Origin of the sequence: Lysobacter soli, assembly GCF_009755585.1 — a bacterium.
GTDB lineage: Bacteria > Pseudomonadota > Gammaproteobacteria > Xanthomonadales > Xanthomonadaceae > Lysobacter_J > Lysobacter_J soli.
Genome location: NZ_CP046603.1, coordinates 781,982 through 805,630, shown reverse-complemented (window position 1 = coordinate 805,630; position 23,649 = coordinate 781,982). Strand labels below are relative to the sequence as shown.

At 68.7% G+C, this 23,649-nt stretch carries 18 protein-coding genes and 1 pseudogene; 9 read left to right on the top strand and 10 right to left on the bottom strand.

The window, feature by feature from the left end; all coding sequences use genetic code 11:
- Nucleotides 1-149 precede the first annotated feature (149 nt).
- From purL to xerD, 3 genes are all read right to left on the bottom strand, one after another.
- The gene (gene purL, locus GOY17_RS03650) at nt 150-4,073 is read right to left on the bottom strand and encodes a phosphoribosylformylglycinamidine synthase (protein WP_157029372.1); all 3,924 of its coding nucleotides are present in this window, start codon (nt 4,071-4,073) and stop codon (nt 150-152) included.
- Nucleotides 4,074-4,210: 137 nt separating this feature from the next.
- The gene (locus tag GOY17_RS03645) at nt 4,211-5,065 is read right to left on the bottom strand and encodes a DsbC family protein (protein ID WP_157029371.1); all 855 of its coding nucleotides are present in this window, start codon (nt 5,063-5,065) and stop codon (nt 4,211-4,213) included.
- Nucleotides 5,066-5,791: 726 nt separating this feature from the next.
- The gene (xerD, locus tag GOY17_RS03640; protein ID WP_157029370.1) at nt 5,792-6,745 is read right to left on the bottom strand and encodes a site-specific tyrosine recombinase XerD; all 954 of its coding nucleotides are present in this window, start codon (nt 6,743-6,745) and stop codon (nt 5,792-5,794) included.
- Between the two features lie 29 nt (nt 6,746-6,774).
- On the opposite strand from xerD, the gene GOY17_RS03635 reads away from it, so the two are divergent.
- Nucleotides 6,775-7,242, top strand: a complete 468-nt coding sequence (locus GOY17_RS03635; RefSeq protein ID WP_157029369.1) for an RDD family protein — start codon at nt 6,775-6,777, stop codon at nt 7,240-7,242.
- Nucleotides 7,243-7,438: 196 nt separating this feature from the next.
- Here GOY17_RS03635 and lptG read toward each other — a convergent pair whose 3' ends face one another.
- On the bottom strand, nt 7,439-8,539 hold the full coding sequence (lptG, locus tag GOY17_RS03630) for an LPS export ABC transporter permease LptG (RefSeq protein WP_157029368.1): 1,101 nt from the start codon (nt 8,537-8,539) through the stop codon (nt 7,439-7,441).
- Entirely contained in the window at nt 8,536-9,639 is a 1,104-nt protein-coding gene (gene lptF / locus GOY17_RS03625; protein WP_157029367.1) for an LPS export ABC transporter permease LptF, read from the bottom strand. The genes lptG and lptF overlap by 4 nt, the downstream gene beginning before the upstream one ends.
- A gap of 340 nt (nt 9,640-9,979) precedes the next feature.
- Here lptF and GOY17_RS03620 point away from each other — a divergent pair, with 340 nt between their 5' ends.
- The 3 genes from GOY17_RS03620 to GOY17_RS03610 all read left to right on the top strand — a co-directional run bounded on the left by GOY17_RS03620 (nt 9,980) and on the right by GOY17_RS03610 (nt 14,786).
- Nucleotides 9,980-11,455: a leucyl aminopeptidase gene (locus tag GOY17_RS03620; protein ID WP_157029366.1), complete on the top strand. Its 1,476-nt coding sequence runs from the start codon at nt 9,980-9,982 to the stop codon at nt 11,453-11,455.
- A 4-nt stretch (nt 11,456-11,459) separates the two neighbouring features.
- Nucleotides 11,460-11,882: a DNA polymerase III subunit chi gene (locus GOY17_RS03615; RefSeq protein WP_157029365.1), complete on the top strand. Its 423-nt coding sequence runs from the start codon at nt 11,460-11,462 to the stop codon at nt 11,880-11,882.
- A 120-nt stretch (nt 11,883-12,002) separates the two neighbouring features.
- Nucleotides 12,003-14,786, top strand: coding sequence for a valine--tRNA ligase (locus GOY17_RS03610; RefSeq protein WP_157029364.1), 2,784 nt, complete (start codon nt 12,003-12,005; stop codon nt 14,784-14,786).
- A 44-nt stretch (nt 14,787-14,830) separates the two neighbouring features.
- Here the strand turns inward: GOY17_RS03610 and GOY17_RS03605 are convergent, their stop codons facing one another.
- Genes GOY17_RS03605 through pssA form a run of 4 tightly spaced genes read right to left on the bottom strand, consistent with a single transcriptional unit; the run spans nt 14,831 to nt 17,000 of the window.
- Entirely contained in the window at nt 14,831-15,298 is a 468-nt protein-coding gene (locus tag GOY17_RS03605) for a hypothetical protein (protein ID WP_157029363.1), read from the bottom strand.
- A gap of 42 nt (nt 15,299-15,340) precedes the next feature.
- Nucleotides 15,341-15,835 (bottom strand): ribosomal protein S18-alanine N-acetyltransferase, encoded by a 495-nt coding sequence (rimI, locus tag GOY17_RS03600; RefSeq protein ID WP_157029362.1) that lies wholly within the window; start codon nt 15,833-15,835, stop codon nt 15,341-15,343.
- Nucleotides 15,832-16,227 carry an alanine acetyltransferase gene (locus GOY17_RS03595; protein ID WP_157029361.1) on the bottom strand — a complete coding sequence of 132 codons (396 nt, stop codon included), beginning with the start codon at nt 16,225-16,227 and terminating at the stop codon, nt 15,832-15,834. Before GOY17_RS03595 ends, rimI begins: the two co-directional genes overlap by 4 nt.
- A complete protein-coding gene (gene pssA, locus GOY17_RS03590; protein WP_157031589.1) occupies nt 16,224-17,000 on the bottom strand; it encodes a CDP-diacylglycerol--serine O-phosphatidyltransferase in 777 nt (258 codons plus the stop codon). The genes GOY17_RS03595 and pssA overlap by 4 nt, the downstream gene beginning before the upstream one ends.
- 225 nt (nt 17,001-17,225) lie before the next feature.
- Between pssA and GOY17_RS03585 the strand changes: the two genes are divergently transcribed.
- From GOY17_RS03585 to GOY17_RS03575, 3 genes and pseudogenes are all read left to right on the top strand, one after another.
- Complete coding sequence (locus tag GOY17_RS03585; RefSeq protein WP_157029360.1) at nt 17,226-17,639, top strand: DUF4124 domain-containing protein; 414 nt, start codon at nt 17,226-17,228, stop codon at nt 17,637-17,639.
- A 144-nt stretch (nt 17,640-17,783) separates the two neighbouring features.
- Complete coding sequence (locus GOY17_RS03580) at nt 17,784-19,496, top strand: proline--tRNA ligase (protein WP_157029359.1); 1,713 nt, start codon at nt 17,784-17,786, stop codon at nt 19,494-19,496.
- Between the two features lie 180 nt (nt 19,497-19,676).
- Nucleotides 19,677-20,039 (top strand): annotated as a pseudogene (locus GOY17_RS03575) (H-NS histone family protein); the annotation flags it as partial.
- Nucleotides 20,040-20,258: 219 nt separating this feature from the next.
- Here GOY17_RS03575 and GOY17_RS03570 read toward each other — a convergent pair.
- The gene (locus GOY17_RS03570; protein WP_157029358.1) at nt 20,259-21,509 is read right to left on the bottom strand and encodes a threonine/serine exporter family protein; all 1,251 of its coding nucleotides are present in this window, start codon (nt 21,507-21,509) and stop codon (nt 20,259-20,261) included.
- A gap of 140 nt (nt 21,510-21,649) precedes the next feature.
- Between GOY17_RS03570 and GOY17_RS03565 the strand changes: the two genes are divergently transcribed.
- Together GOY17_RS03565 and GOY17_RS03560 are read left to right on the top strand one after the other, a co-directional pair.
- Entirely contained in the window at nt 21,650-22,768 is a 1,119-nt protein-coding gene (locus GOY17_RS03565; RefSeq protein ID WP_115841359.1) for an ABC transporter permease, read from the top strand.
- Nucleotides 22,765-23,646, top strand: a complete 882-nt coding sequence (locus GOY17_RS03560; protein WP_232338515.1) for an ABC transporter ATP-binding protein — start codon at nt 22,765-22,767, stop codon at nt 23,644-23,646. The genes GOY17_RS03565 and GOY17_RS03560 overlap by 4 nt, the downstream gene beginning before the upstream one ends.
- Nucleotides 23,647-23,649: the final 3 nt, after the last annotated feature.

Below are 23,649 nucleotides of genomic sequence, written 5' to 3'. Positions count from 1 at the left end.
TTACGCTTGAAAAGGAGCTGAACTATGTTTCCCGACTCAGATAACTTCCCTGCGAATTTGTCGGCGCGAAGTGATCTTCGTGCGCACATAGCGGAAAAAAGAAGGCCCGCACGAAGCGGGCCTTTTTCTCATGCCGCGACTCGGACGACTTACCCGACCCAGACCCGCGCGTTGCGGAACATGCGCATCCACGGCGAATCATCGCCCCACTCGGCCGGTGCCCAGCTCAGGTTCGCCGTGCGCAACGTGCGTTCCGGATGCGGCATCAGGATCGTCGCGCGGCCATCGCGGCTGGTGAGGCCGGTGATGCCGTCGGGCGAACCGTTCGGGTTGAGCGGATAACGCGTGGCCGTGTTGCCGTTGCCGTCGATATAACGCAGCGAGACGTGCGCGGCCGACTGGTCCAGCGAGCTTTCGAACTCGGCGCGACCTTCGCCGTGCGCGACCGCCACCGGGATGCGCGAACCCGCCATGCCGCGGAAGAACAGCGACGGCGATTCGACGACTTCCAGCAAACCCAGGCGCGCTTCGAACTGTTCGCTGCGGTTGCGCAGGAACGTCGGCCAGTGTTCGGCGCCGGGGATGATCGGCTTGAGCTGCGAGAGCATCTGGCAGCCGTTGCACACGCCCAGCGAGAAGCTGTCCTCGCGCGCGAAGAACGCCGCGAAGGCCTCGCGCAGCGCGCTGCGTTCCAGCACCGACGTCGCCCAGCCGCGGCCGGCACCGAGCACGTCGCCGTAGCTGAAACCGCCGCACGCGGCGATGCCCTTGAACTGCGCCAGATCGACGCGGCCGGCGATCAGGTCGCTCATGTGCACGTCGACGGCCTCGAAGCCGGCGCGCGTGAAGCCCAGCGCCATTTCGATCTGGCCGTTGACGCCCTGCTCGCGCAGGACCGCGACCTTCGGGCGCACGCCGGTGTTGACGAACGGCGCGGCGACGTCGTCGGCCGGGTCGAACGTGAGCTTCGGCTTCAGGCCCGGCGCATTGAAGTCGCGCGCGACGGTGCGTTCCTCGTCGGCGCCTTCCGGGTTGTCGCGCAGCTTCTGGATCGCGTGGCTGGTGGACCACCATGCATCGAAGAGTTCGTCCCAGCGCCATTCGACCAGCGTCTTGCCGTCGTCGCGCACGCGGATCGCCGGCGCCGTGGTCGGGCGGGCGATGCGCTGGGCGCAATCGATGAGGCCGTGGCGCGCGACGAGATCGGCGAATTCCGCGCGGTCCTCGAGCGACACCTGCACGATCGCGCCGAGCTCTTCGTTGAACAGGGTGCGGAACGGATCGTCGCCCCAGCCGTCCAGCGTGATATCCAGGCCCACGCGCGAGCAGAACGCCATTTCGCACAGCGCGGCGAACGCGCCGCCGTCGGAACGGTCGTGGTACGCGCGGATGAGGCCGGCCTCGCGTGCGTCGCGGATGAGTTCGAAGAAGTCGCGCAGGCGCTGCGGATTGTCGAGGTCCGGCACGCCGAGCGGGCCGGCGAACGCGGGCAGCGGACCCTGGCCGTCCGCGGCGTCGGGGTGGCACTGCGCCAGCACCGAACCGCCGAGGCGCTGCTTGCCGGCACCCAGGCCGATCAGCCACAGCTCCGATTCCTCGTCGCGCGCGAGCAGCGGCGTCAGCTGCGCGCGCACGTCGACGACCGGCGCGAACGCGCTGACGATCAGCGACACCGGCGAAACCGACTTGTGCGCCTGTCCATCGGCATGCCACTGCGCCTGCATCGACAGCGAGTCCTTGCCGACCGGGATGCTCAGGTCGAGCTCCGGGCACAGCTCGAGTCCGACCGCCTTCACCGCATCGAACAGTCGCGCGTCTTCGCCGTCGTGGCCGGCCGCGGCCATCCAGTTGGCGGACAGCTTGACGCGGTTGAGCGATTCCACCGGCGCGGCGCAGAGATTGGTGATCGCCTCGCCGACGGCCATGCGTGCGGCGGCGGCGGCATCGATCAGCGCCAGCGGCGTGCGCTCGCCGATCGCCATCGCCTCGCCGACGAAACCGTCGAAGCCGGAGAACGTGATCGCGCAGTCCGCCAGCGGCAGCTGCCACGGGCCGATCATCTGGTCGCGCGCGGTGAGACCGCCGACGGTGCGGTCGCCGATGGTGACCAGGAAGTTCTTCGAGGCGACGGACGGATGCGCCATGACGCGCAGCGCGGCGTCGCGCAGTTCGAGGCCATCCCAGCGCAACGCGGGCCACGGCGCGGCCTGCGGGCGGCGCGTGTCGCGATGCATCTTTGGCGCCTTGCCGAACAGCACGTCCATCGGGATGTCGATCGGCCAGTCGCGACCGGCTTCGCGCGCGGTCTCGCGCGTGGCGCCGTAGCCGACGACCAGGCGTTCTTCCGCGGTGGCAAACCCGACGGCGGCGAACGGGCAACGCTCGCGTTCGCAGATCGCCGCGAATTCCGCCACGCGATCGGCCGGAATGCCGAGCACGTAACGCTCCTGCGATTCGTTGCACCACAGCTGCATCGGCGAGAGCGACGGATCGTCGCTGGGCACCTTCGCCAAGTCGATGATGCCGCCCAGGCCCGAGTCGTGGAGCAGTTCGGGAATCGCGTTCGACAAACCGCCCGCACCGACGTCGTGCGCGGTCGCGATGGGGTTGTCCTCGCCGCGCGCCACGCAGCGGTCGATGACCTCCTGGCAGCGGCGTTCCATTTCCGGGTTGTCGCGCTGCACGCTGGCGAAATCGAGTTCCTCGTGGCTTTCACCCGAGGCCACCGAACTCGCGGCACCGCCGCCGAGGCCGATCAGCATGGCCGGGCCGCCAAGCACGATCACCGCGTCGCCCGGCTGCAGGCCGAGCTTCTTCACCTGCACGCGATCGATCGCGCCCAGGCCGCCGGCGAGCATGATCGGCTTGTCGTACGCACGGGCAACAGGCCCGCCAACAGACGTACCTTCGTCCAGTTCGAAGCTGCGGAAATAACCGCTGAGGTTCGGCCGGCCGAATTCGTTGTTGAACGCGGCCGCGCCGATCGGGCCTTCGATCATGATCTCCAGCGCCGAGGCCATGCGCGGGTTGAGCGCGCGCTCGCGCTCCCACGGCTGCGGGAGCGTGGGGATGCGCAGGTGCGACACGCTGAAACCGCACAGGCCGGCCTTCGGACGGCCGCCGCGACCGGTCGCGCCTTCGTCGCGGATCTCGCCGCCGGCGCCGGTCGACGCACCGGGGAACGGCGCGATGGCGGTGGGATGGTTGTGCGTTTCGACCTTGATCGCGAAGGCCGAATCGACCTGCGCTTCCTCGCGGTACGCATGCGTCTGCGGGTCGGGGCGGAAGCGACGGCTCGCATAGCCTTCCACCACCGCCGCGTTGTCGCTGTACGCCGAGAGCGTGTGTTCGGGCGTGGTCGCGTGCGTGTGCTTGATCATCTTGAACAGCGACGTCGTCTGCTCGACGCCGTCGATGGTCCACGATGCATTGAAGATCTTGTGGCGGCAGTGCTCGGAATTGGCCTGCGCGAACATCATGAGTTCGACATCCGACGGCTCGCGGCCCAGCGCGGCGTAACGCTCGCGCAGGTAGGCGATTTCGTCGTCGGCAAGCGCGAGGCCCAGGCGCGTGTTCGCCTGCTCCAGGTCCGCGAGCGGGATGCGTTCGAGGTCGCCGCGCACCGGCACGGAGAACAGCGCGACGGCGTCCTCGCGGGCTTCCAGCAGCGACTGCGTCATCGGGTCGTGCAGCACCTTCGCCAGCGCGCCCTGCGTTGGCGCATCCGACGGCCAGCCGGCCAGGTCGAACCGCGTGCCGCGCTCGACGCGCTTGACCGGCAGGCCCGCGCCGTGGAGCAGTTCGGTCGCCTTGCTGGCCCAGGGCGACAGCGTGCCCAGGCGCGGCGTGACGTAGCGCGAGACCGCGTCGGCAGCGCGCGGCGCGGCGTCGGGTTCGGCCTGGAGGATGCGGCGCAGCGCATCGGCATCGGGGTTTGCGCCGGCGTCCGGTTCGACCCAGTAGACGGGCCACGCGCCAAGGAGGCGGACGGACGGATGGAGGGCTTGCAGTCGGGCTTGGAGCCGTTCCAGTCGGAACGGCGACAGGGCGGAAGCGCCCTCGAGGACGATCATGTCCGGGGAACCGTGCAACGTCGGGCCCGCCATTGTACCCAAGCGCTACCCGGCCCGCCCGCCAGGACCGGCCGACCCGAGGTCCGAAAACGCCGACGCCGCCCATCAGGCGGCGTCGGAGCGAGGGGTCGGGCGACTCAGGTGCCCGGCTTGGCCGGTGCCGTCGAGGCGGTGCGGGCGTGTTCGGCGGCCAGCTTGTCGAGCGTCTCGCGCAGTGCGGCCGGTGGGACGTAGCCGCCGACCTGCACGCCTTCGGCCGTCACGATCATGGGCGTGCCGGTCAGGCCGACGCGCTGCCCGACGTCGTACTGCTGGTTGACGCTGGTCTTGCAGTCGGCCTTGGTCGGGCCGTGGTCGCTCTTGGCGGCGGTCAGCGCCTTGCGGCGGTCCGGCGCGCACCAGACGGCGACCATCTTGCGGTAGTCGTCGCTGCCCAGGCCCATGCGCGGGAAGGCGAGGTACTCGATGGCGATGCCTTCGCGGTTGTATTCGGCGATCTGGCTGTGCAGCTTGCGGCAGTAGCCGCATTCCACGTCGGTGAAGACGGTGACGGTGTACTTCGGCTTGGCCGGCGAGAACACGATGCGCTCGCTGGCCGGGATGGTGGCGATCAGCTGCTTGCGCAGGCCGGCCATCGCGTCTTCGCTGAGGTTCTTCTTCGCGGCCACGTCGAACAGCGCGCCGCCCGAACCGGGGAGGAACAGGTAGCGGCCATCGTCGCTGACGTACACGACCTGGCCGGCGACGATGGCCTCGCGGAAGCCCGGCATCGCCGCCGGTGCGACGCGCTCGACCTCGACCTGCGGGTTCAGCGCGCGGACGGCCTCGATCGCGCGGGCCTCGGGCGTACCGGCGGCGGGCTTGGGGGCGGCGGCCGGCTTGGCGGTAGTAGCGGTCGTCGCCGACGGGACCGGGTCCGTGTTGCCACCTGGCGCCTGCGCACAGGCGGAAAGACTGATGGCGCCGAGCACGGCAAGGGCGAGTCGCTTCATTCGAAATCCTGTCGGGCGGCCGGGCCGCGAGGGGGAATGGCCGATTGTGGCACGCGGCTCCGGAGGGGCGAGTGTCGTTGGTCCCGGTGCGGGATCCGGGTGGGCGGTGCGTTCACGTCGCGGGTTTTGCTGGGATTCGGTTATTGGACGAATGCCATCCATCGCGGCACGTGGCGGGCTTCAAGTCGCGCCCTGCCGGCCTTCCGCGGCAGGCCATCCGTGGCCCGGCGTTCGGCAGGCCACGGGGCATGCCGCGCGCATCCGATCCGGCAAGAAGAACAACGGCCTTCCATGGCGGCACGTTCCGGGCTTCGGATCGCCCTGCCCGACCACCCATGACCGGGCGTGAGCCGGCGCGCGCAACCACGTATTCGGTCGTTCGACGGATGCCCTCCATGGCGGTGCGTAGCGGGCTTCGGATCGCCCTGGCCGGCCATCCTGGCCGGGCGCTCGGCAGGCCACGCGGCAGTGCCGCGTAAGCACGGAACTCGGTGGGTCTGCGGACGCCATCCATGGCGGCACGTCGCGGGCTTCGGATTCGCCCTGCCCGGCCATCCATGGCCGGGCGCTCGGCAGGCCACGCGGCAGTGCCGCGTAAGCACGGAACTCGGTGGGTCTGCGGACGCCATCCATGGCGGCACGTCGCGGGCTTCGGATCGCCCTGCCCGGCCATCCATGACCGGGCGTTCGCGGCCGCGCGCGCCAGTGGCGCGCAAGCGCGGCCGCTCACCCTCGTGGATGGTGTTTTGCGTGGAGTTGCTTCAGCTGCTCGCGCGCCACCAGCGTGTAGATCTGCGTGGTCGACAGCGAGCTGTGGCCCAGCAGCATCTGCAGGGCGCGCAGGTCGGCGCCATGGTTGAGCAGGTGCGTCGCGAAGCTGTGGCGCAGGCCGTGCGGGCTGATGCGGTCGGGATCGATACCGGCGACTGCGGCGTATTTCTTCACCAGTTGCCAGTACTGTTGGCGCGTCGGCGCTTCGCCATTGGCGGACAGGAACAGCGGCGCGAGCGCGCGCTTTCCGGCGAGCTGCGGGCGCGACTGCGCGAGATACCGTTCCAGCCAGTGCTGCGCTTCCTCGCCCAGCGGCACCAGACGCTCCTTGCTGCCCTTGCCCATCACGCGCAGCGCGCCCTGTCGCAGGTTCACGGCGGTGGCCGGCAGGTTGACCAGTTCGCTCACGCGGAGGCCGGCGGCGTACATCAGTTCGAGCATCGCGCGATCGCGAAGGCCGAGCGGCGTGGCAATGTCCGGTGCGGCGAGCAATGCCTCGATCTGGCTTTCGGCCAGCGCCTTGGGCAACGAACGCGGCAACTTCGGCGGATCGAGCAACGCGGTCGGATCGTCCGTGCGTTCGCCACGTCGCACCAGCCACGCGTAGAACGCGCGCAAAGCCGACAGCAGGCGCGCATTGCTGCGCGGCGAATACCCCTGTTGCGAGCGCCAGGCGAGGTAATCGAACAACGCGGCGCGATCGGCATCCGCCAGGCCCGCCTTGCGATCGCTGCGATACCGCGCGAGCAGTTCGAGGTCGCGACGGTAGCTGTCGAGCGTGGGTTGCGCGAGGCCGTTTTCGGCCCAGATCGCGTCGAGGAAGCGACCGATCAGCGCGGCATCCGCGTCGGGCAGCGGCGGCAACGCCATGGCGATGGAACGGCGTTGCGCGGGCGTGCGTGCGGTCATCGCCGCAGCTTAGCGGCTATCCTGATGCGATGGCATCGACACCCGCATCGTCCCGTCCTTCCGCGCTCATCGGCTGGCGCGTGCTCGCCCTCGTCTACGACATGTGGCCGGTGATCGCGATGTGGATGGTGGCCTCGCTCGTGTTCACCGTCGGCTTCACGATGAGCGGGCACGCGAGTCGCGAGAACATCGCGCCCTTCAGCGCGTTGCAGTGGGTGCTGTGGCTGGTGTGCTGGCTGATCACAGGCGCGTATGCGCTGCTGAGCTGGCGGCGTGGCGGACAGACGCTGGGCATGCGCCCCTGGCGCTTGAAGGTCGTTGCCGACGATGGTGTATCAGCGCCGGTGCTTCGTGCGCTGGTGATCCGGTTCGCGGTGGGCAGCGTGTCGCTGCTGCTCGGCGGATTCGGATTCTGGTGGGCGTGGGTGGATCGCGAGCGGCTTACCTGGCACGACCGGGCGAGCGGGACCCGGATGGTGCGGTTGGCCAGGCGGTAGGTGTTCGGTGGGGGCTTGGCTACTGCAGCGTCGAAGGCAACGGCGGCAGAAGCAGAAGCAACGGCAAAAGCGCGGCTTCTATCAGGTTGCCGCTGCCATCCATGGCGTCACGCAATCGCTTCGGTTACCCCTGCCCGACCATTCCATGGCCGGGCGTTCGCGGCCGCGCGCGCCATTGGCGCGCAAGCGCGGCCGCTCACCCACTCCTCCTCCTGAAGAGGAAGCTGGACACGCCCAGCATGATCATCGTCGGGAGCAGGTAGGCGATGCGGTAGTCGAACTTGTACACCGTCGCGAGCTTCACGAACTGCGTCTGCAGCAACCAGAAGCCCAGCGCGAAGACGATGCCGATGAACAGCCGCTTGCCCATGCCGCCGCTGCGCAGCGTGCCGAAGGCGAAGGGCACCGCCGCCAGGCACAGCGCGAGCACGTTGATCGGGTAGAACCAGCGGCCCCAGTAGTGCTCCTCGAACTCCGCGGCGTCGAGGTCGTTGCGCTTGCGGTACTCGATCGCGCGGCGAAGATCCGCTGCCGAGAGGTAACGCGGGCGCTCCGTGCCGGACGCCAGCGCGGCTGCATCGAGTTGCGATTTCCAGCGCTCCTCGGCCACCTTTTCCTGCCGGACCGAACGTTCCTCGAAATGGTTACGCGTCACGTCGCGCAGCAGCCAGCCGCCAGGCCGGTGCTCGGCGACACGCGCATGCGCGAGCGATTTCAGGTGGCCGTCGGGTGCGAACTCGAACAGGTTGACGCCGTTGAGTTCGAGGAAACGCTCGCCGTTGCGCTCGCGCTCCTGCCCGCCGCTCGCGCTGAGGATCGTCTCGCCCTCTCGCGCCCACAGGCCGGTGTATTGCGCCACCACCGTATTGCCCGACTTGGCGCCCGACTTCAGTGCGTCGGCGCGCTGCTGCGTCCACGGCGCGACGCTCTCGCCATTGACGACCATGAGCGCGGTCATCAACGCGAGCGCGCCGGCCACCGCGAGGCCGAGGCGTCGGCGCGAAAGGCCCAGCGCGCGCAGGGCGGTGAGTTCGGACGTCGCGGCGAGCTGGCCCAGCGCCATCAGCGAACCGATCACCGCTGCGTAGGGGAACAGGTAGTACAGACGTCGCGGGATGCTGAGCGCCATGTAGGCGAACGCTTCCGAGATGCCGTACTTGCCCTTGCCGATGTCGCCGAACTCGCTCACCAGGCCGAGCATCACGTCCAGGCCGGCGAGCACTGCCCAGGTCAGCGCGACGGTGCCGAGCACAACGCGACCGACATAGACGTCATGGATTTTCGGGAACGGCTTCATGCGCGCGCTCCGTCAGCGACCTTCGCCTTGCGCCTGCCGAGCCGGCCGTCGGTGAAGTACAGCCACAGCGCGATCGCCATGATCGGCACGATCAGCCACCACAGGCCCAGGCCGGTCGCGATCTTGCCGTCCTCCAGCCAGCCGCGGCCCGCGGTCATCAGGTTCTGGCCGATCAGGTAGGCCAGGAAGCCCACCAGGATCCGCCCGTAGCGCGCCTGTCGCGGCATGCTCCGCGCCAACGGCACGGCCATCAGCCCGAACGCCAGCGCCAGCAGCGGCGGCGCGATGCGGTAATGCAGTTGCGCGCGCGCCTCGCGGCTGTCGTCGCCTAGCAGCGCCAGGGTGGATTGCATTTCCGGCGCGTCCGGATCGAAACGCTCGTCGTTCGCCGGCAGCAGGATCTCGTTGCGCGCATAGCGCATCAGGCGGAAATCCTTGGCGCCGTCGGCGCGGCCTTCGATCTGGAACCCCTTGTTGAGGGTGAGGTAACGATGGCCGGCTTCATCGACCGTGAGCTTGCCGTCGTTCGCGGTGACCACGTCGAGCAGCCCCTCGCCGTTGTCGCGATAGACGAAGATTTTCTCCAGCCCGCTGCCGTCCTTCGACATGTTCGAGACGTAGATGACCCCGCTGCCGCCCGGGATGCCCGTGAAGGCGCCCGGCTCGAGCCCGGCCATGACCAGGCTGCGGTTGGCATCGTTGATCATCTGCTTGGAGACGCGGTCGGCCCACGGTCCCAGCCAGAGCGAGCAGGCGGCGACGACCGCCACCAATGGCCCCACGACCAGCAGCAGCGGCTTGAGCATCCGGCGCGGGCCGACGCCGATCGAGGCGATCACCGGCATTTCCGAATCGCGGTAGAGCCGGCCCACGGCCATCATCAGGCCGAGCATCAGCGCGAGCGGCAGGATCAGCGGGAGCCACTTCACCAGCACCAGCCCGAGCTGGGCCAGCATGAGGCCGGCCGGCACGCGGCCGCGGGCGATGTCCTGCAGGACATCGGTGAAGGCGCCGCCGACGGTGACGATGAGCAGGACGATCAGCGTGGCAAGGATGGCCAGCGCGAATTCGCTGATGAGGTAGCGGTCCAGCTTGGGCATCGTGTCGGTGGGACCTGGGCGTTTCGGGGGAAGGACGGGCCAGTGTGGACGGACCTGCGTGAAACGGCAGCGGACGCATGCGGCGCGTCGACGTCATGCGTGGGCCATGGCACCCGCCGCGTCCGTCATCGCCGCCTCGACCGTCGCCGCCGGCTTCCGGTCTGCGGGCCGGGTGTAACCGGCCTGCTAGAATCGGAGGTTCGTCCGAGGGCGTGAGGCGGCAGCGCGATGCGCGGCCCGGGATCGGATCCCCCTCACCGCCCAATTGTACGGAACTGTCGTACTCCGTACGGAACTCCCGTACGAAGTTGCCTCTTCTTATCTGCCCGGAATCTGTTGGATGGCCCTCGAATTCGACCTGAACCGCGACGCGCCCGCCGCCGCCCACACCGATTGCATCGTCGTTGGCGCCTTCGCCGACAACAGCCTGACGCCGGCCGCCAAGGCCCTGGATGAAGCCAGCAACGGCCGCATCCGCGCGCTGCTCGAGCGCGGCGATGCCAGCGGCAAGACCGGCAAGACCGCGCTGCTGCACGACCTGCCGGGCGTGGCCGCGCCGCGCGTGCTGGTGATCGGCCTGGGCGAGGCCGGCAAGTTCGGCGTGCCGCAGTACCTCAAGGCCGTCGGCGATGCCGCCCGCACGCTGAAGAGCGGTCCGGTGTCCACGGCGCTGTTCACCCTGTCCGAACTCGACGTCGCCGGCCGCGACAAGGCCTGGAACATCCGCCAGGCGATCATCGCTGCCGACCACGCCTGCTACCGCTACACCGCCACGCTGGGCACCTCGCGCAAGAAGGACGAACCGGGCCTGCGCGCGCTGTCGGTGCTGGGCGACGATGCCGTCGCCTTGGCGCAGGGCCAGGCGATCGCCGCCGGCGTGCAGTTCTCGCGCGAGCTGGGCAACCTGCCGCCCAACATCTGCAACCCGGCTTACCTCGCGCAGCAGGCGCAGGAGTTCGCCGGCCGCTTCCCGACCGCCTCCTGCGAGGTGCTCGACGTCGCGCAGATGCAGGAACTGGGCATGGGCTCGCTGCTGGCCGTCGGCCGCGGCTCGGCCAACCCGCCCAAGCTCATCGTGCTCAAGTACACGGGCGCCGGCGATGCCAAGCCCTACGTGCTCGTCGGCAAGGGCATCACCTTCGATACCGGCGGCATCAACCTGAAGACGCAGGGCGGCATCGAGGAGATGAAGTACGACATGTGCGGTGGCGCCACCGTCATGGGCACCTTCGTCGCCGCGGTGGGCATGCAGCTGCCGATCAACCTCGTCGTCGTCGTGCCGGCCGTGGAAAACATGCCCGACGCCGATGCGTATCGCCCGTCCGACGTGCTCACCAGCATGTCCGGCAAGACGATCGAAGTGGGCAACACCGACGCCGAAGGCCGCCTGATCCTGTGCGACGCGCTGACCTACGCGCAGCGGTTCGAACCGCAGGCGCTGGTCGACGTGGCCACGCTGACCGGCGCGTGCATGGTCGCGCTGGGCAAGTTCGCCTCGGGCCTGATGAGCAAGCACGACGACCTGGCGAACGAACTGCTGGACGCCGGCGAGAACGTGTTCGACCGCGCCTGGCGCCTGCCGCTGTGGGACGAGTACCAGACGCTGCTCGAATCCAGCTTCGCCGACGTCTACAACATCGGCGGCCGCTGGGCCGGCGCGATCACCGCCGGCTGCTTCCTGGCGCGCTTCGCCGAAGGCCAGCGCTGGGCGCACCTGGACATCGCCGGCTCGGCGTCGGATGAAGGCAAGCGCGGCATGGCGACCGGCCGCCCGGTCGGCCTGCTGAGCCAGTGGCTGCTGGACCGCGCGGCCTGACCGCGTGGCACGCGCCGATTTCTACCTGATCCAGAAGGACCGGTTCCGCGAGGAACCGCTCCTGCTGGTGTGCGAACTGGCGCGCAAGGCGCACGACGCCAACCTGTGGACCCTGGTGCTGGCGCGCGATGACGAACAGGCGCAGCGCCTGGACGAACTGCTGTGGGAGTTCGACGCCGACGCGTACATCCCGCACCAGCTCGCCGGAGACGATGAGGACGAGCTCACGCCCGTCCTCATCGCAACGCCGGAGTCCGATACGCCGATGCGCGCGCTGGTGATCAACCTGCGCGACGAACCGGTCAACGGGACGTTCGACCGCGTACTGGAAGTCGTACCGGCCGACGACAGCGCGCGCGGCCCGCTGCGCGAGCGCTGGAAGCAGTACCAGTCGCGCGGGCTGGAACTGAAGAAGTACGACATGTGATCCCTTCTCCCGCTTGCGGGAGAAGGTGCCCGAAGGGCGGATGAGGGCAGCCGTCGCTGCCGCCCTCACCCCGACCCTCTTCCGCAAGCGGGAGAGGGGTAACCACTCGATCAAGACGTCATGACCCACACCCTCGCCTCCTCCTACGATCCCAAGCAGTTCGAAACCCGCCTCTACCAGGAGTGGGAGTCCAGCGGCGTATTCCAGCCGCGCGGCGAAGGCGAGCCGTATTCGATCCTGCTGCCGCCGCCGAACGTCACCGGCACGCTGCACATGGGCCACGCGTTCCAGCACACGCTGATGGACGCGCTGATCCGCTACCACCGCATGCGCGGCTACGACACGCTGTGGCAGATGGGCACCGACCACGCGGGCATCGCGACGGAAATGGTGGTCTCGCGCAACCTCGCCGCCGAAGGCACGGGCGAGACGCGCGACTCGCTCGGTCGCGACGGCTTCGTCGCCAAGGTCTGGGAGTGGAAGCAGCAGTCCGGCGACACCATCGAGAAGCAGATGCGCCGCATCGGCGCGTCGGGCGACTGGTCGCGCAGCGTCTTCACCATGGATCCGATGGCTGCCAACGCGGTCATCGAAGCCTTCGTGCGCCTGTACGAGGACGGCCTGATCTACCGCGGCCAGCGCCTGGTCAACTGGGATCCGGTGCTGAAGACCGCGATCTCCGACCTCGAAGTCGTCAACGAGGAGGAAGACGGTTTCCTGTGGTCGATCAGCTATCCGCTGACCGACGGCAGCGGCGAACTCACCGTCGCCACGACGCGCCCGGAAACCATGCTCGGCGACGTCGCCGTGATGGTGCATCCACAGGACGAGCGCTACACGCACCTCATCGGCAAGACCGTCACGCTGCCGCTCACCGGCCGCGAAATCCCGGTCATCGCCGACGATTACGTCGATCGCGAATTCGGCACCGGCGTGGTGAAGGTCACGCCCGCGCACGATTTCAACGACTACGCCGTCGGCCAGCGCCACAACCTCGAGCTGATCAACATCTTCACCCCGACCGCGGCGGTGAACGAGAACGCGCCGGAGAAGTACCGCGGCCTGGACCGCTACGAAGCGCGCAAGGTCGTGCTCGTCGATCTGGAGGCCGAAGGACGCCTGGTCGAAACCAAACCGCACAAGCTGCAGGTGCCGCGCGGCGATCGCACCGGCCAGGTGATCGAGCCGTACCTCACCGACCAGTGGTTCGTGAAGATGGACGGGCTTGCCGCGCGCGGGCTCGAGCTGGTCGAGAAGGGCGACGTGAAGTTCGTCCCGGCGAACTGGATCAACACCTACCGCCATTGGATGGAAAACATCCAGGACTGGTGCATCAGCCGCCAGCTGTGGTGGGGCCACCGGATCCCGGCCTGGTACGACGACGACGGGAAGATCTACGTCGGCCGCACCGAGGAGGAAGTGCGCGCAAAGCAGGGCCTCGGCTCGAACGTGACGCTTTCGCAGGACAGCGACGTGCTGGAGACGTGGTTCTCCTCGCAGCTGTGGCCGTTCTCGACGATGGGCTGGCCGGACGAGCAGGCCATGGCCGAGCGCGGCTTCGACCGTTACGTGCCGTCGAGCGTGCTGGTCACCGGCTTCGACATCATCTTCTTCTGGGTCGCGCGCATGATCATGGCGACCGACCAGTTCACCGGCCGCGTGCCGTTCCGCGACGTCTACGTCACCGGCCTGATCCGCGATTCGCACGGCCAGAAGATGTCCAAGTCCAAGGGCAACGTGCTCGACCCGCTGGACCTGATCGACGGCATCTCGCTGGACGACCTGGTCGCCAAGCGGACCGGCGGCCTGATGCAGCCGAAGATGGCCGAGAAGATCGAGAAGGCCACGCGCAAGGAATTCCCGGACGGCATCCCCGCCTTCGGCGCCGACGCGCTGCGCTTCACCATCGCCGCGCTGGCCACGCACGGTCGCGACATCAAGTTCGACCTCGGCCGCGCCGAGGGCTACAAGAATTTCTGCAACAAGCTGTGGAACGCCACGCGCTTCGTGTTGATGAACACCGAAGGCGCGAACTTCATCGGCGTCCCCGACCCGAAGACCGACGCCGAGCGCTGGATCCTCTCGCGCCTGGCGAAGGTCGCCGCCGAGGCCGAGCAGCATTTCGCCGGCTACCGCTTCGACCTGCTGTCGCAGGCGCTGTACGAATTCGCGTGGAACGAGTTCTGCGACTGGTTCGTCGAGCTGGCCAAGCCCGCGCTGCAGGGCGAGGACGCCCTCGCCGCCAACAGCACGCGCCACACGCTGCTATTCGTGCTCGAGCGCCTGCTGTCGCTGCTGCATCCGCTGATCCCGTTCGTGACCGAGGAGCTGTGGCAGCAGGTCGCGCCGAAGCTCGGCGTCGGCGAAAAGACGATCATGCTGCGCCCGTACCCGCAGGCATCGGACTTCGCCGGGCAGGACTACGCCGCGGCCGAAGGCGATGTCGAATGGCTCAAGGCGATGGTCACGTCGCTGCGCAAGATCCGCAGCGAGCTCAACGTCGCGCCGTCGAAGACCGTGCCCCTGCTGGTGGCCGATTGCAGCGCGAGCGATCGCGAACGCATCGCGCGTTTCGACTCGCAGCTGCGCTTCCTGACGCGCCTGGACGGCATCACGGTGCTCGACGACGCGAACGCTGCACCGGCTTCGGCCACCGCGCTGGTCGGCGAATTGAAGCTGTTCGTGCCGCTGGAAGGTCTGGTCGACCTCGGCGCCGAACGCGCGCGACTGGAGAAGGAGCTCAAGCGCGTCGAAGGCGAGATCGCCAAGTGCCACAACAAGCTGGCGAGCGAAACCTTCGTCGCCAACGCACCGCCGGCGGTCGTCGAGCAGGAGCGCAAGCGCCTGGCCGACTGGAACCTGCAGCGCGAGGCGCTGGCCGAACAGCGCGCCAAGCTCGCGTAAGGCTCACGAAAGGCGCCCACCGGCGCCTTTCGTCCTCAGGGCCGTCACTTTTCGCCGTACGCCTCGCGCGAACTCACGTTCTGCGGCTTGCCGTTGCGCGAGAGCGCTTCCAGGTCGGCCACGTCGACCGGACGCAGCGTGCATTGCGACGCCTCGTCCGGCAGCCGGATCGCCGCGCCTCGCAGCTTCACGTACACCGGCGCACGGCTGCGCTTGCCGTTGAGGGTGAAGTACACGCCCTGGTGCTGCCGCAGCACGACGGCGTTGCCGCCCTGCGCCGCGGCGGCTTCGGCCAGTCGCCGCATCGCGCGGCCGTAATCGACCGTCGGGACCTTGTCGTCGCGCGTGATCTCGCTCGGACGTTCGCCCAGGTCGATCTCCACCGCCGCGATGCGCTCATGCGCGCAGGCCGGCGAATCCCAGATGACCGGCAGCGGCAGCGCCGGCCCGGCCGCGTGCAGCGGTGCCAGCGCGAACCACAATCCCCATCCCAACGCCCCGCCCTTCCCCATCGCCGCCTCCTGCAGTCCGGTGGAACGTCCGTCGAATCGCGCTCAATCTTCCGGCGGCAACAGCTCGATCGCCATCACCAGCGCATCCTCGCGACCGTCGCGCGCCGGGTAGTAGCGCGGGCGCCGGCCGATCTCGTTGAAACCTTCCGAATGGTAAAGCGCGATCGCACCCGCATTGGACGGGCGCACTTCCAGGAACACGCGTTCGGCCTTGCGGCCGCGCGCGACGCGCACCAGCGCACGCAGCAACTGCCGGCCCAGCCCCTGGCCCTGGAAGTTCGGATCGATGCAGATGTTGAGCACATGCGCTTCATCGGCGGCGATGCTCATCAGGAAGTAACCGATGATGCGGCCTTCGTGCTGCATCACCCACGCCGAGTAATCGGCGCGCAGGCAGTCGCGGAAAATGCCGACGGTCCACGGGAATTCGTACGCGCGGATCTCCACCGCGTGAACGGCATCGAGATCGTCCTCCCGCATCGGGCGCAACGCGCCGTGCAGCGGATGCTGGCCGGCATCGAAGGCCAGCGCGTTCATCCGCGCGACGTCCGGCGCAGTGCGCGAAGCCGCGGCCAAAGCGCGCGCTTTGCCGATCCGTTGCCGCGCAGCGCTGCGATGTCGCCGGCGAGCTGCATGACGCTCGCTTCGTCCGCGCCTCCGGCCGCGCGCATCAGTGCATGCAGGAGGCGATCGCCTTGCGGCCGCGCAGGTGCCACGCGCGCGGGGCGTTCGTCGCGTGCCAGCAGCGCCGCCGCTTCGCGCATGGCGCCGCACGGGCCGGACGACGGCGCTGCATCGTCGCGGCTGCGATCTTCGTTCGACTCCGGCTGCCGCTCGGCAGCGAGCGCCTCCGCCGGCGCGATGGACCACACCGTGTGGCCCATGGCCTGTAGCCACTCGCGCTGCTCGGCGGTCCACGGCTCGCTCATGGCGCGGCCTCGGACACCGGGGCACGACGCACGCGGCGGAACGCGGCGTAGGCCGGGCCCGACAGCGCGTAGAGCGCGCCGATCGCCAGCAGCACGCGCGGCGGATCGATGGCGATGCCGACCAGCACCGCAAGCACGACGACGATGGCCAGGAACGGCACGCGATCGTGGCGCGGGCCGCCGCCCTTGAAGCTGAAATAGCGCAGTCGGCTGACCATCAGCAGGCCCGCCGTGACCGTCACGCCGAGGGCGAAATACCGCAATTGTTCGCCCGTATAGCCCAGGTCGTCGCAGGTCCACACGAAGCTGGCGACCAGTCCCGCGGCGGCCGGGCTCGCCAGGCCGATGAACCAGCGCTTGTCGACCGTGCCCACCTGCGAGTTGAAGCGCGCCAGCCGCAGCGCCGCGCAGGCGGCGTAGACGAAGGCCGCGACCCAGCCGATCTTGCCGGGGATCGGACCGTCCAGCCGCATTTCCTGCAGCGCCCAGTGGTACATCACCAGCGCCGGGGCGAGGCCGAAGCTGACCAGGTCGGCCAGCGAGTCGTACTGCACGCCGAATTCGCTCTGCGTGTTGGTCAGGCGGGCGACGCGCCCGTCCAGCCCATCCAGGATCCCGGCGACGAACACCGCGATGCAGGCGTCGTCGAAGCGGCCCTGGGTGGCGGCGATGATCGCGTAGAACCCGGCGAACAGGCCGCCGGTGGTGAACAGGTTGGGCAGCAGGTAGATCCCGCGGTTGCGTGGGCGCGGGGTCGGGTGCGTTTCGTCCATGTGGGGGGCAGTCGGCATGTCGTATCGGGGAAGCGGCGGACCGCGACAGGAAAGTGTAAGTCCATCGACCGGCCGCCCGGCATTCCCGTACCGCAGGGCCGGTCGCCCCGACAACGAGACCGCCTCCACATATGTCGACGCTCCCGTCACGCGGCGCTTGCCTGAGGCCGGGTGCGATGCTGCAATCGCCGGCAATCCCCCGCCCTTCCGTGCCCGGAGCCCTGCATGTCCAAGCTCGTCCGCCTGCTGCCCGGCCTCGTCGCCGGCCTGAGCCTGCTCCTGGCCACCCCGGCCTTCGCCGCCAAGGTCTACCAGTGGAAGGACGCCAAGGGCGTCACGCATTACTCGGACGCGCCGCCGCCGGACCAGAACATCAAGGGTCGCAACCTGGCCGACAAGGGCGCCGCGCCCGCGCAGGCCGCGCAGCCCGCTGCCAAGCCGGTCGCCAATGCCAACTGCACCAATGCGCGCAGCAACCTGACCGTGCTGCAGGGTGCCGGTGACGTCACCATCGACGAGGACAAGGACGGCAAGCCCGACCGCAACCTCAGCCAGACCGAACGCGCCAACCGCACGGCGTTGGCCGAGGCGCAGATCAAGACCTACTGCGAGGCGTCGCCCGTCGCCAGCGGCGCCTGACCCCGCGATCCTCCGCAGAGGTCGTTCGCATCGAAGCCGGCCCGTTGGCCGGCTTCGTCGTTTCCGGCACCAAGGCGTGGCGCCGGCGATGCCGGAAACGCATGGCAGAATGGCCGCTTCCCTACGTTCGAAAGCCCCACGCCGATGCGTCTGTCGCAGTTCCACCTCCACACCAGCAAGGAAACCCCCGCCGAGGCCGAGATCGTCAGCCACAAGCTGATGCTCAAGGCCGGCATGATCCGCAAGCTCGCCGCCGGCCTGTACACCTGGTCGCCGCTGGGCCTGCGCGTGCTGCGCAAGGTCGAGCGCGCCGTGCGCGAGGAGATGAACGCCGCCGGCGCCATCGAAGTGCTGATGCCGGCCGTCCAGCCGAAGGAGCTGTGGGAAGAGACCGGCCGCTGGGAGAAGTTCGGCGGGCAGCTTCTGAAGATGAAGGACCGCAAGGACGCCTGGTATTGCTACGGCCCCACGCACGAGGAAGTCATCACCGACTTCGCGCGCAACGAGCTGTCCAGCTACAAGCAGCTGCCGGTGAACTTCTACCAGATCCAGACCAAGTTCCGCGACGAGATCCGCCCGCGTTTCGGCGTGATGCGCGCGCGCGAGTTCCTGATGAAGGACAGCTACTCCTTCCACGTCAGCGACGAGGACCTGAATCGCGAATACCGCAGCATGTACGACACCTACGGCCGCATCTTCACGCGCCTTGGGCTGAAGTTCCGCGCGGTGTCGGCCGACAGCGGCGCGATCGGCGGTGCGGTGTCGCACGAATTCCAGGTGCTGGCCGAGTCGGGCGAGGACGCGATCTTCTTCTCCGACGGCTCCGACTACGCCGCGAACGTCGAACTGGCCGAAGCGATCTCGCCCGGTCCGCGCGGCGCCGCGACCGAAGCGATGCGCAAGGTCGACACGCCGCACCAGAAGACCTGCGAGGACGTCGCCGCGCTGATGGGCATCACGCTCGATCGCACTGTGAAGTCGGTCGCCGTCATGGGCACCGATGCCGAAGGCAATCCGCAGTTCGTCCTTGCGCTGGTGCGCGGCGACCATGCCGTCAACGAAGTGAAGCTCGGCAAGCTCACTGGCCTTGCGGGCTATCGCCTGGCGACGGAAGCGGAAATCGCCGGGCACCTGGGCAGCGAACCGGGCTTCCTCGGCCCGGTGAAGCCTGCGAAGGCGATCCGCATCGTCGCCGACCGCAGTGTCGCGGCCATGTCCGATTTCGTCGTCGGCGCCAACGAAAAGGGCTTCCACCTCGCCGGCGTGAACTGGGGCCGTGACCTGCCCGAGCCCGATGAAATCGCCGACATCCGCAACGTCGTCGAAGGCGATCCCTCGCCCGACGGAAAGGGCACGCTGCAGATCGCGCGTGGCATCGAAGTCGGACACGTCTTCCAGCTGGGCGACAAGTACGCCAAGGCGCTCAAGCTCACCGTGCTCGACGCCAACGGCAAGGCCACCACGCCGGTGATGGGCTGCTACGGCATCGGCGTGTCGCGCATCGTCGCGGCGGCGATCGAACAGAACTTCGACGAGAACGGCATCGTGTGGCCCGAGCCCATGGCGCCGTGGCAGGCCGTGGTGTGCGTCATCAACCCGAAGAACGACGCGGCCGTGGCCGAAGCGGCGCAGGCGCTGTATCGCGACCTCAACGCCGCCGGTGTCGAAGCCGCGCTCGACGATCGCGGCCTGCGTCCGGGCGCGATGTTCGCCGACATCGAGTTGATCGGCATCCCGCATCGCATCGTGGTGTCCGAACGCGGCCTGGCCGCCGGCACGTTCGAGTACCGCCATCGCCAGGCGAGCGAATCGGAAAACCTCGATCGCACGGGCGTGTTCGCGAAATTCGGAAAGTAAGCGCGGCATACGACCAGGCTGCATGGCCCCTCTCCCGCCCGCGGGAGAGGGCTGAGCAGGGTGGAATCCGGGCGAAGACCTTCGCGTTTACGCCGCCGGATGCCGGCGACTATCATCGGGAGTCCGCCGCATCGACGGCCTCGATCATTCCCCCGATATCCCGCACGCTCCGGAGGTTTTATGTCGATCAATCTCGATTCCCTCTCCGCGAAGGAACTCGACGCGCTGATCAGCCAGGCGAAGAAGCGCAAGACCACGCTCAGCAAGCGCAAGCCGATCGCCGTGGTGCGCAAGAAACTCACGCAGCTGGCGAAGGCCGAGGGTTACAGCATCGGCGAACTGTTCGGGGGTGCGGCACCGGCGGCTCCCGCGCGCGCGGCGAAGGCGCCGGCACGCAAGGTATCGAAGAACGCCGGCAAGTCCGTCGCGCCGAAGTACCGTAACCCGGCCAATCCGTCCGAAACCTGGGCCGGCCGGGGCAAGCAGCCGCGCTGGCTGGCGGCGCAGACGAGCGCGGGGAAGAAGCTCGAGGATTTTCTGATCCGCTGATCCGTTCGGATCGTTCTTGTTTCGGAGCGCCGGCCTTGTGCCGGCGTTTCTGTTTCTGCGAGCGGGGCGGCCAGGATCGACATGGATTCCAGCTTTCGTTGCGGTGGTTTGTCGGCGCGGGAGTGCCCGCGTATTACGGGCCTGGATCCAGGCTTTCGCCGGGATGACGGCTTCGGCGGGCGCTAATCCCGAATCCCGAATCCCGACCAAGAATCAAAGATTCCGCCGCGCAGGCAGCAGCAGGTTACCGAACAGCAGTCCCGCGATCAGCGCCAGCAGGATGTTGAGCACCGCCAGCACCGCCGTCTGGCCCGCGTCGATGTCCTGCTGCTGGATGAGCGTGAGCAGCCCGCGCAGGCTCACGCTGCCGGGCACCAGCATGATGATGCCGGGCACGCGCAGGATCGCGCCGGGGCGATTCCACCAGCGCGCGTACGCATTGCCCGCCGCGGTGAGCACGAGCGCAGCGAGGAAGATGCCCGCCGGACTGCCGAACGCCTGCCCGCCGAAGCGCGAGATGAGATAGCCGCCGGCCGCTGCGGCCATCACCTTCGGGTAGTCGCGCCACTGCGCGCGGAACAGCACGGCGAAGGCGAACGCCGCCGCCGCCAGTGCGCCCCACTCCACCCATACCGGCTGCGGGCGCGATGCGCGTACCTGCGCGTGCAGGCCGACCACGTCGGCCAGGTACAGCGCGATGATCGTGCCGATCGCCAGCTTCAGCACCGTCGTCACCGCCCCGGCGAAGCGCGCCGTGCCCGAGACCAGATGCTGGCTGGTCAGTTCGTTCACCGCGTTGGTCAGCGCCATGCCGGGCAGCAGCACGATGAGCGAGGCGATGATCACCGTGTTCTGGTTGAGCGGCGCGACATAGGTGGCCACCAGCAGCGTCACGATGGCGGCGAACATAGCGGTCACCGCTTCCAGCGCTTCCTTGAAGCGCGGATGCAGTTCCGACCACTGCACGAGAAGGCCGATCATCAGCCCGTTGACGCCCGCCACGCCGATGTCGAGCCACGGCAGGCGCAGCACACCGCCGATGCCGATGGCGGCCAGTCCGTAGGCCAGCACCTGCATCGCGCGGGAGCGCCGCGTCGGCGGCGTGTCGAGTGCGCTCATCTGCGCGTGCGCGTCGACCAGGCCGAGCCGGCCGGCGAGCACTTCCTCGGCGATGCGGTCGGTTTCGGCCAGACGATGCAAATCGGTGTCGCCGGGCGGCAACCGGATCACGCGCGTGGTGTCGCTTTCGCCGGGTCCGCGTTGAGGGTCGGAGAAGGTGAGGATCAACCCGGTCGGGTTCGACCAGGGCTCGCACTCCAGCCGCAGGCGATGCGCGACCGCGCTGATCGCGCCCTCCAGGCGCTGCGCCGTGGTGCCGTAGGCATGCAGGCGTTCGGCCAGCTCGATCACGAAGTCGATGCGTGCGGCGTAACTGGCGACGCTCAGGGGGGGCGGATTCGACATGCGCGAAGCATCGCACGCGGCTGCACCGGCTGGCAGCGAACGCGCGCACGGACCACGCGACCGCGGCGCCTTCGCGCCACGTTCGCGGCGGCCGCGATACGCAGGCTGCTATCCTCCGCGACATTGCCCCGGCCCACCCGATGACGGACACGACCGCGCACCCGCCGCAGATCGACGCCGACGGCTCGACCCCGTCGCGCCTGCGGCTGTCCGGTTCCTGGACGCTCGACTACGCCGGGCAGATCGGCACCGCGCTGGGCGATGCGCCCGCGGGCGTGGCGACCATCGACGCCAGCGGCGTGGAGCGCCTGGACTCGGTCGGCGTACTGCAGCTGCTGCGCTTCGCGCGCCGGAACAACCTGGACTTCGACGTCCTCACCTTCCACGAATCGCACCAGGCGCTGGTGTCGGCGATCGAGGACGTCGCCGACGACCGTCCGCGCAAGAAGCGCGAGTACGGCGTGAGTGCCGCGCTCGAACGCCTGGGCCGCGCGGTGCACAACAACTGGCACGAGGCGTTGGCGCTGGTCGGCTTCCTCGGCGAGACGCAGATCAAGCTGCTGCGGATGTTCAAGGAACCGAGCCGGTTCCGCCCGACCGCGACCGTGCACCACATGGAACAGGTCGGCCTGGACGCCGTGCCGCTGGTCGCGCTGCTGTGCTTTCTCGTCGGCGCGGTGGTGGCCTTCCTCGGCGCGAACATCCTGCGCGACTTCGGCGCGGAGATCTTCGTCGTCGAACTGGTGAACATCTCGTTCCTGCGCGAGTTCGCGGTGCTGCTCACGGCGATCGTGCTGGCCGGCCGCACGGCGAGTGCGTTCACCGCGCAGATCGGCGCGATGGTCAGCCGCGAGGAAGTCGACGCGATCCGCACGCTGGGCATGGACCCGATCGACCTGCTGGTGATCCCGCGCATGCTCGCGCTGCTGGTGATGCTGCCGATGCTCACCTTCATCGCGATGATCTTCGGCCTGCTCGGCGGCCTCACCGTCGGCGCATACAGCCTGGACATCCCGCCGCAGCAGTACCTCACGCGCATGCACGAGACCATCGAGCTTCGGCACTTCCTGGTCGGCCTCGCCAAGGCGCCGGTGTTCGCGCTGCTCATCAGCCTGATCGGCTGCCTGGAAGGTTTGCAGGTCGAAGGCACCGCGCAGTCGGTGGGCGAACGCACGACGTCCAGCGTGGTGCAGTCGATCTCGATGGTGATCATCCTCGACGCGTTCTTCGCCATCTGGTTCATGGAGATGGGCGTATGAACCGCATGTCGAAGATGACGGGGCGCATGGCGCGCAGGGTCCCGGGCTCGCCGAACGCGGCGCCGGATGCGCTGCACCCGCTGTGCCCCAGGCGCGGAAGCGGCCAGCCAATCGTGCGCGTGCGCGGACTGGTGAACCGCTTCGGCGAACAGGTCGTGCACGAGGGCCTCGACCTCGACGTCTGGCCGGGCGAGATCATCGGCATCGTCGGCGGTTCGGGTACGGGCAAGTCGGTGCTGATGCGCGCGATCCTCGGCCTGCGCGAACCGCAGGAAGGCGAGATCGAAGTGCTCGGCCTCAACGCGCGGACCGACGACGCGACGCAGCGACGTGCGATCGAGCGCAACACCGGCGTGCTGTTCCAGGACGGCGCGCTGTTCTCCTCGCTCACCGTGGGCGAGAACGTGCAGGTGCCGCTGAAGGAGTACCACGGCGACCTGCCCGATTCGCTGCGCTACGAACTGGCGCTGCTGAAGGTGAAGCTCGCCGGCCTGCCGGCCGACGCGCTGAACAAGCTGCCGTCGCAATTGTCCGGCGGCATGCGCAAGCGCGCGGGCCTGGCGCGTGCGCTGGCGCTGGATCCGCCGCTGCTGTTCCTCGACGAGCCCACCGCGGGCCTGGATCCGATCGGCGCGGCGGCGTTCGACCGCCTGATCCGCACGCTGCAGCAGGCGCTGGGCCTGACCGTGTTCCTGATCACACACGATCTCGACACGCTTTACGCTATCTGCGATCGCGTCGCCGTGCTCGCCGATCGCAAGGTCGTGGTCTGCGCGCCGATACACGAAGTGGAACGATTCGACCATCCGTGGGTGCAGGAGTACTTCCACGGACCGCGTGCGCGCGCCGCACAGAACACCCGCGAAGCGACGAGCTGAAGT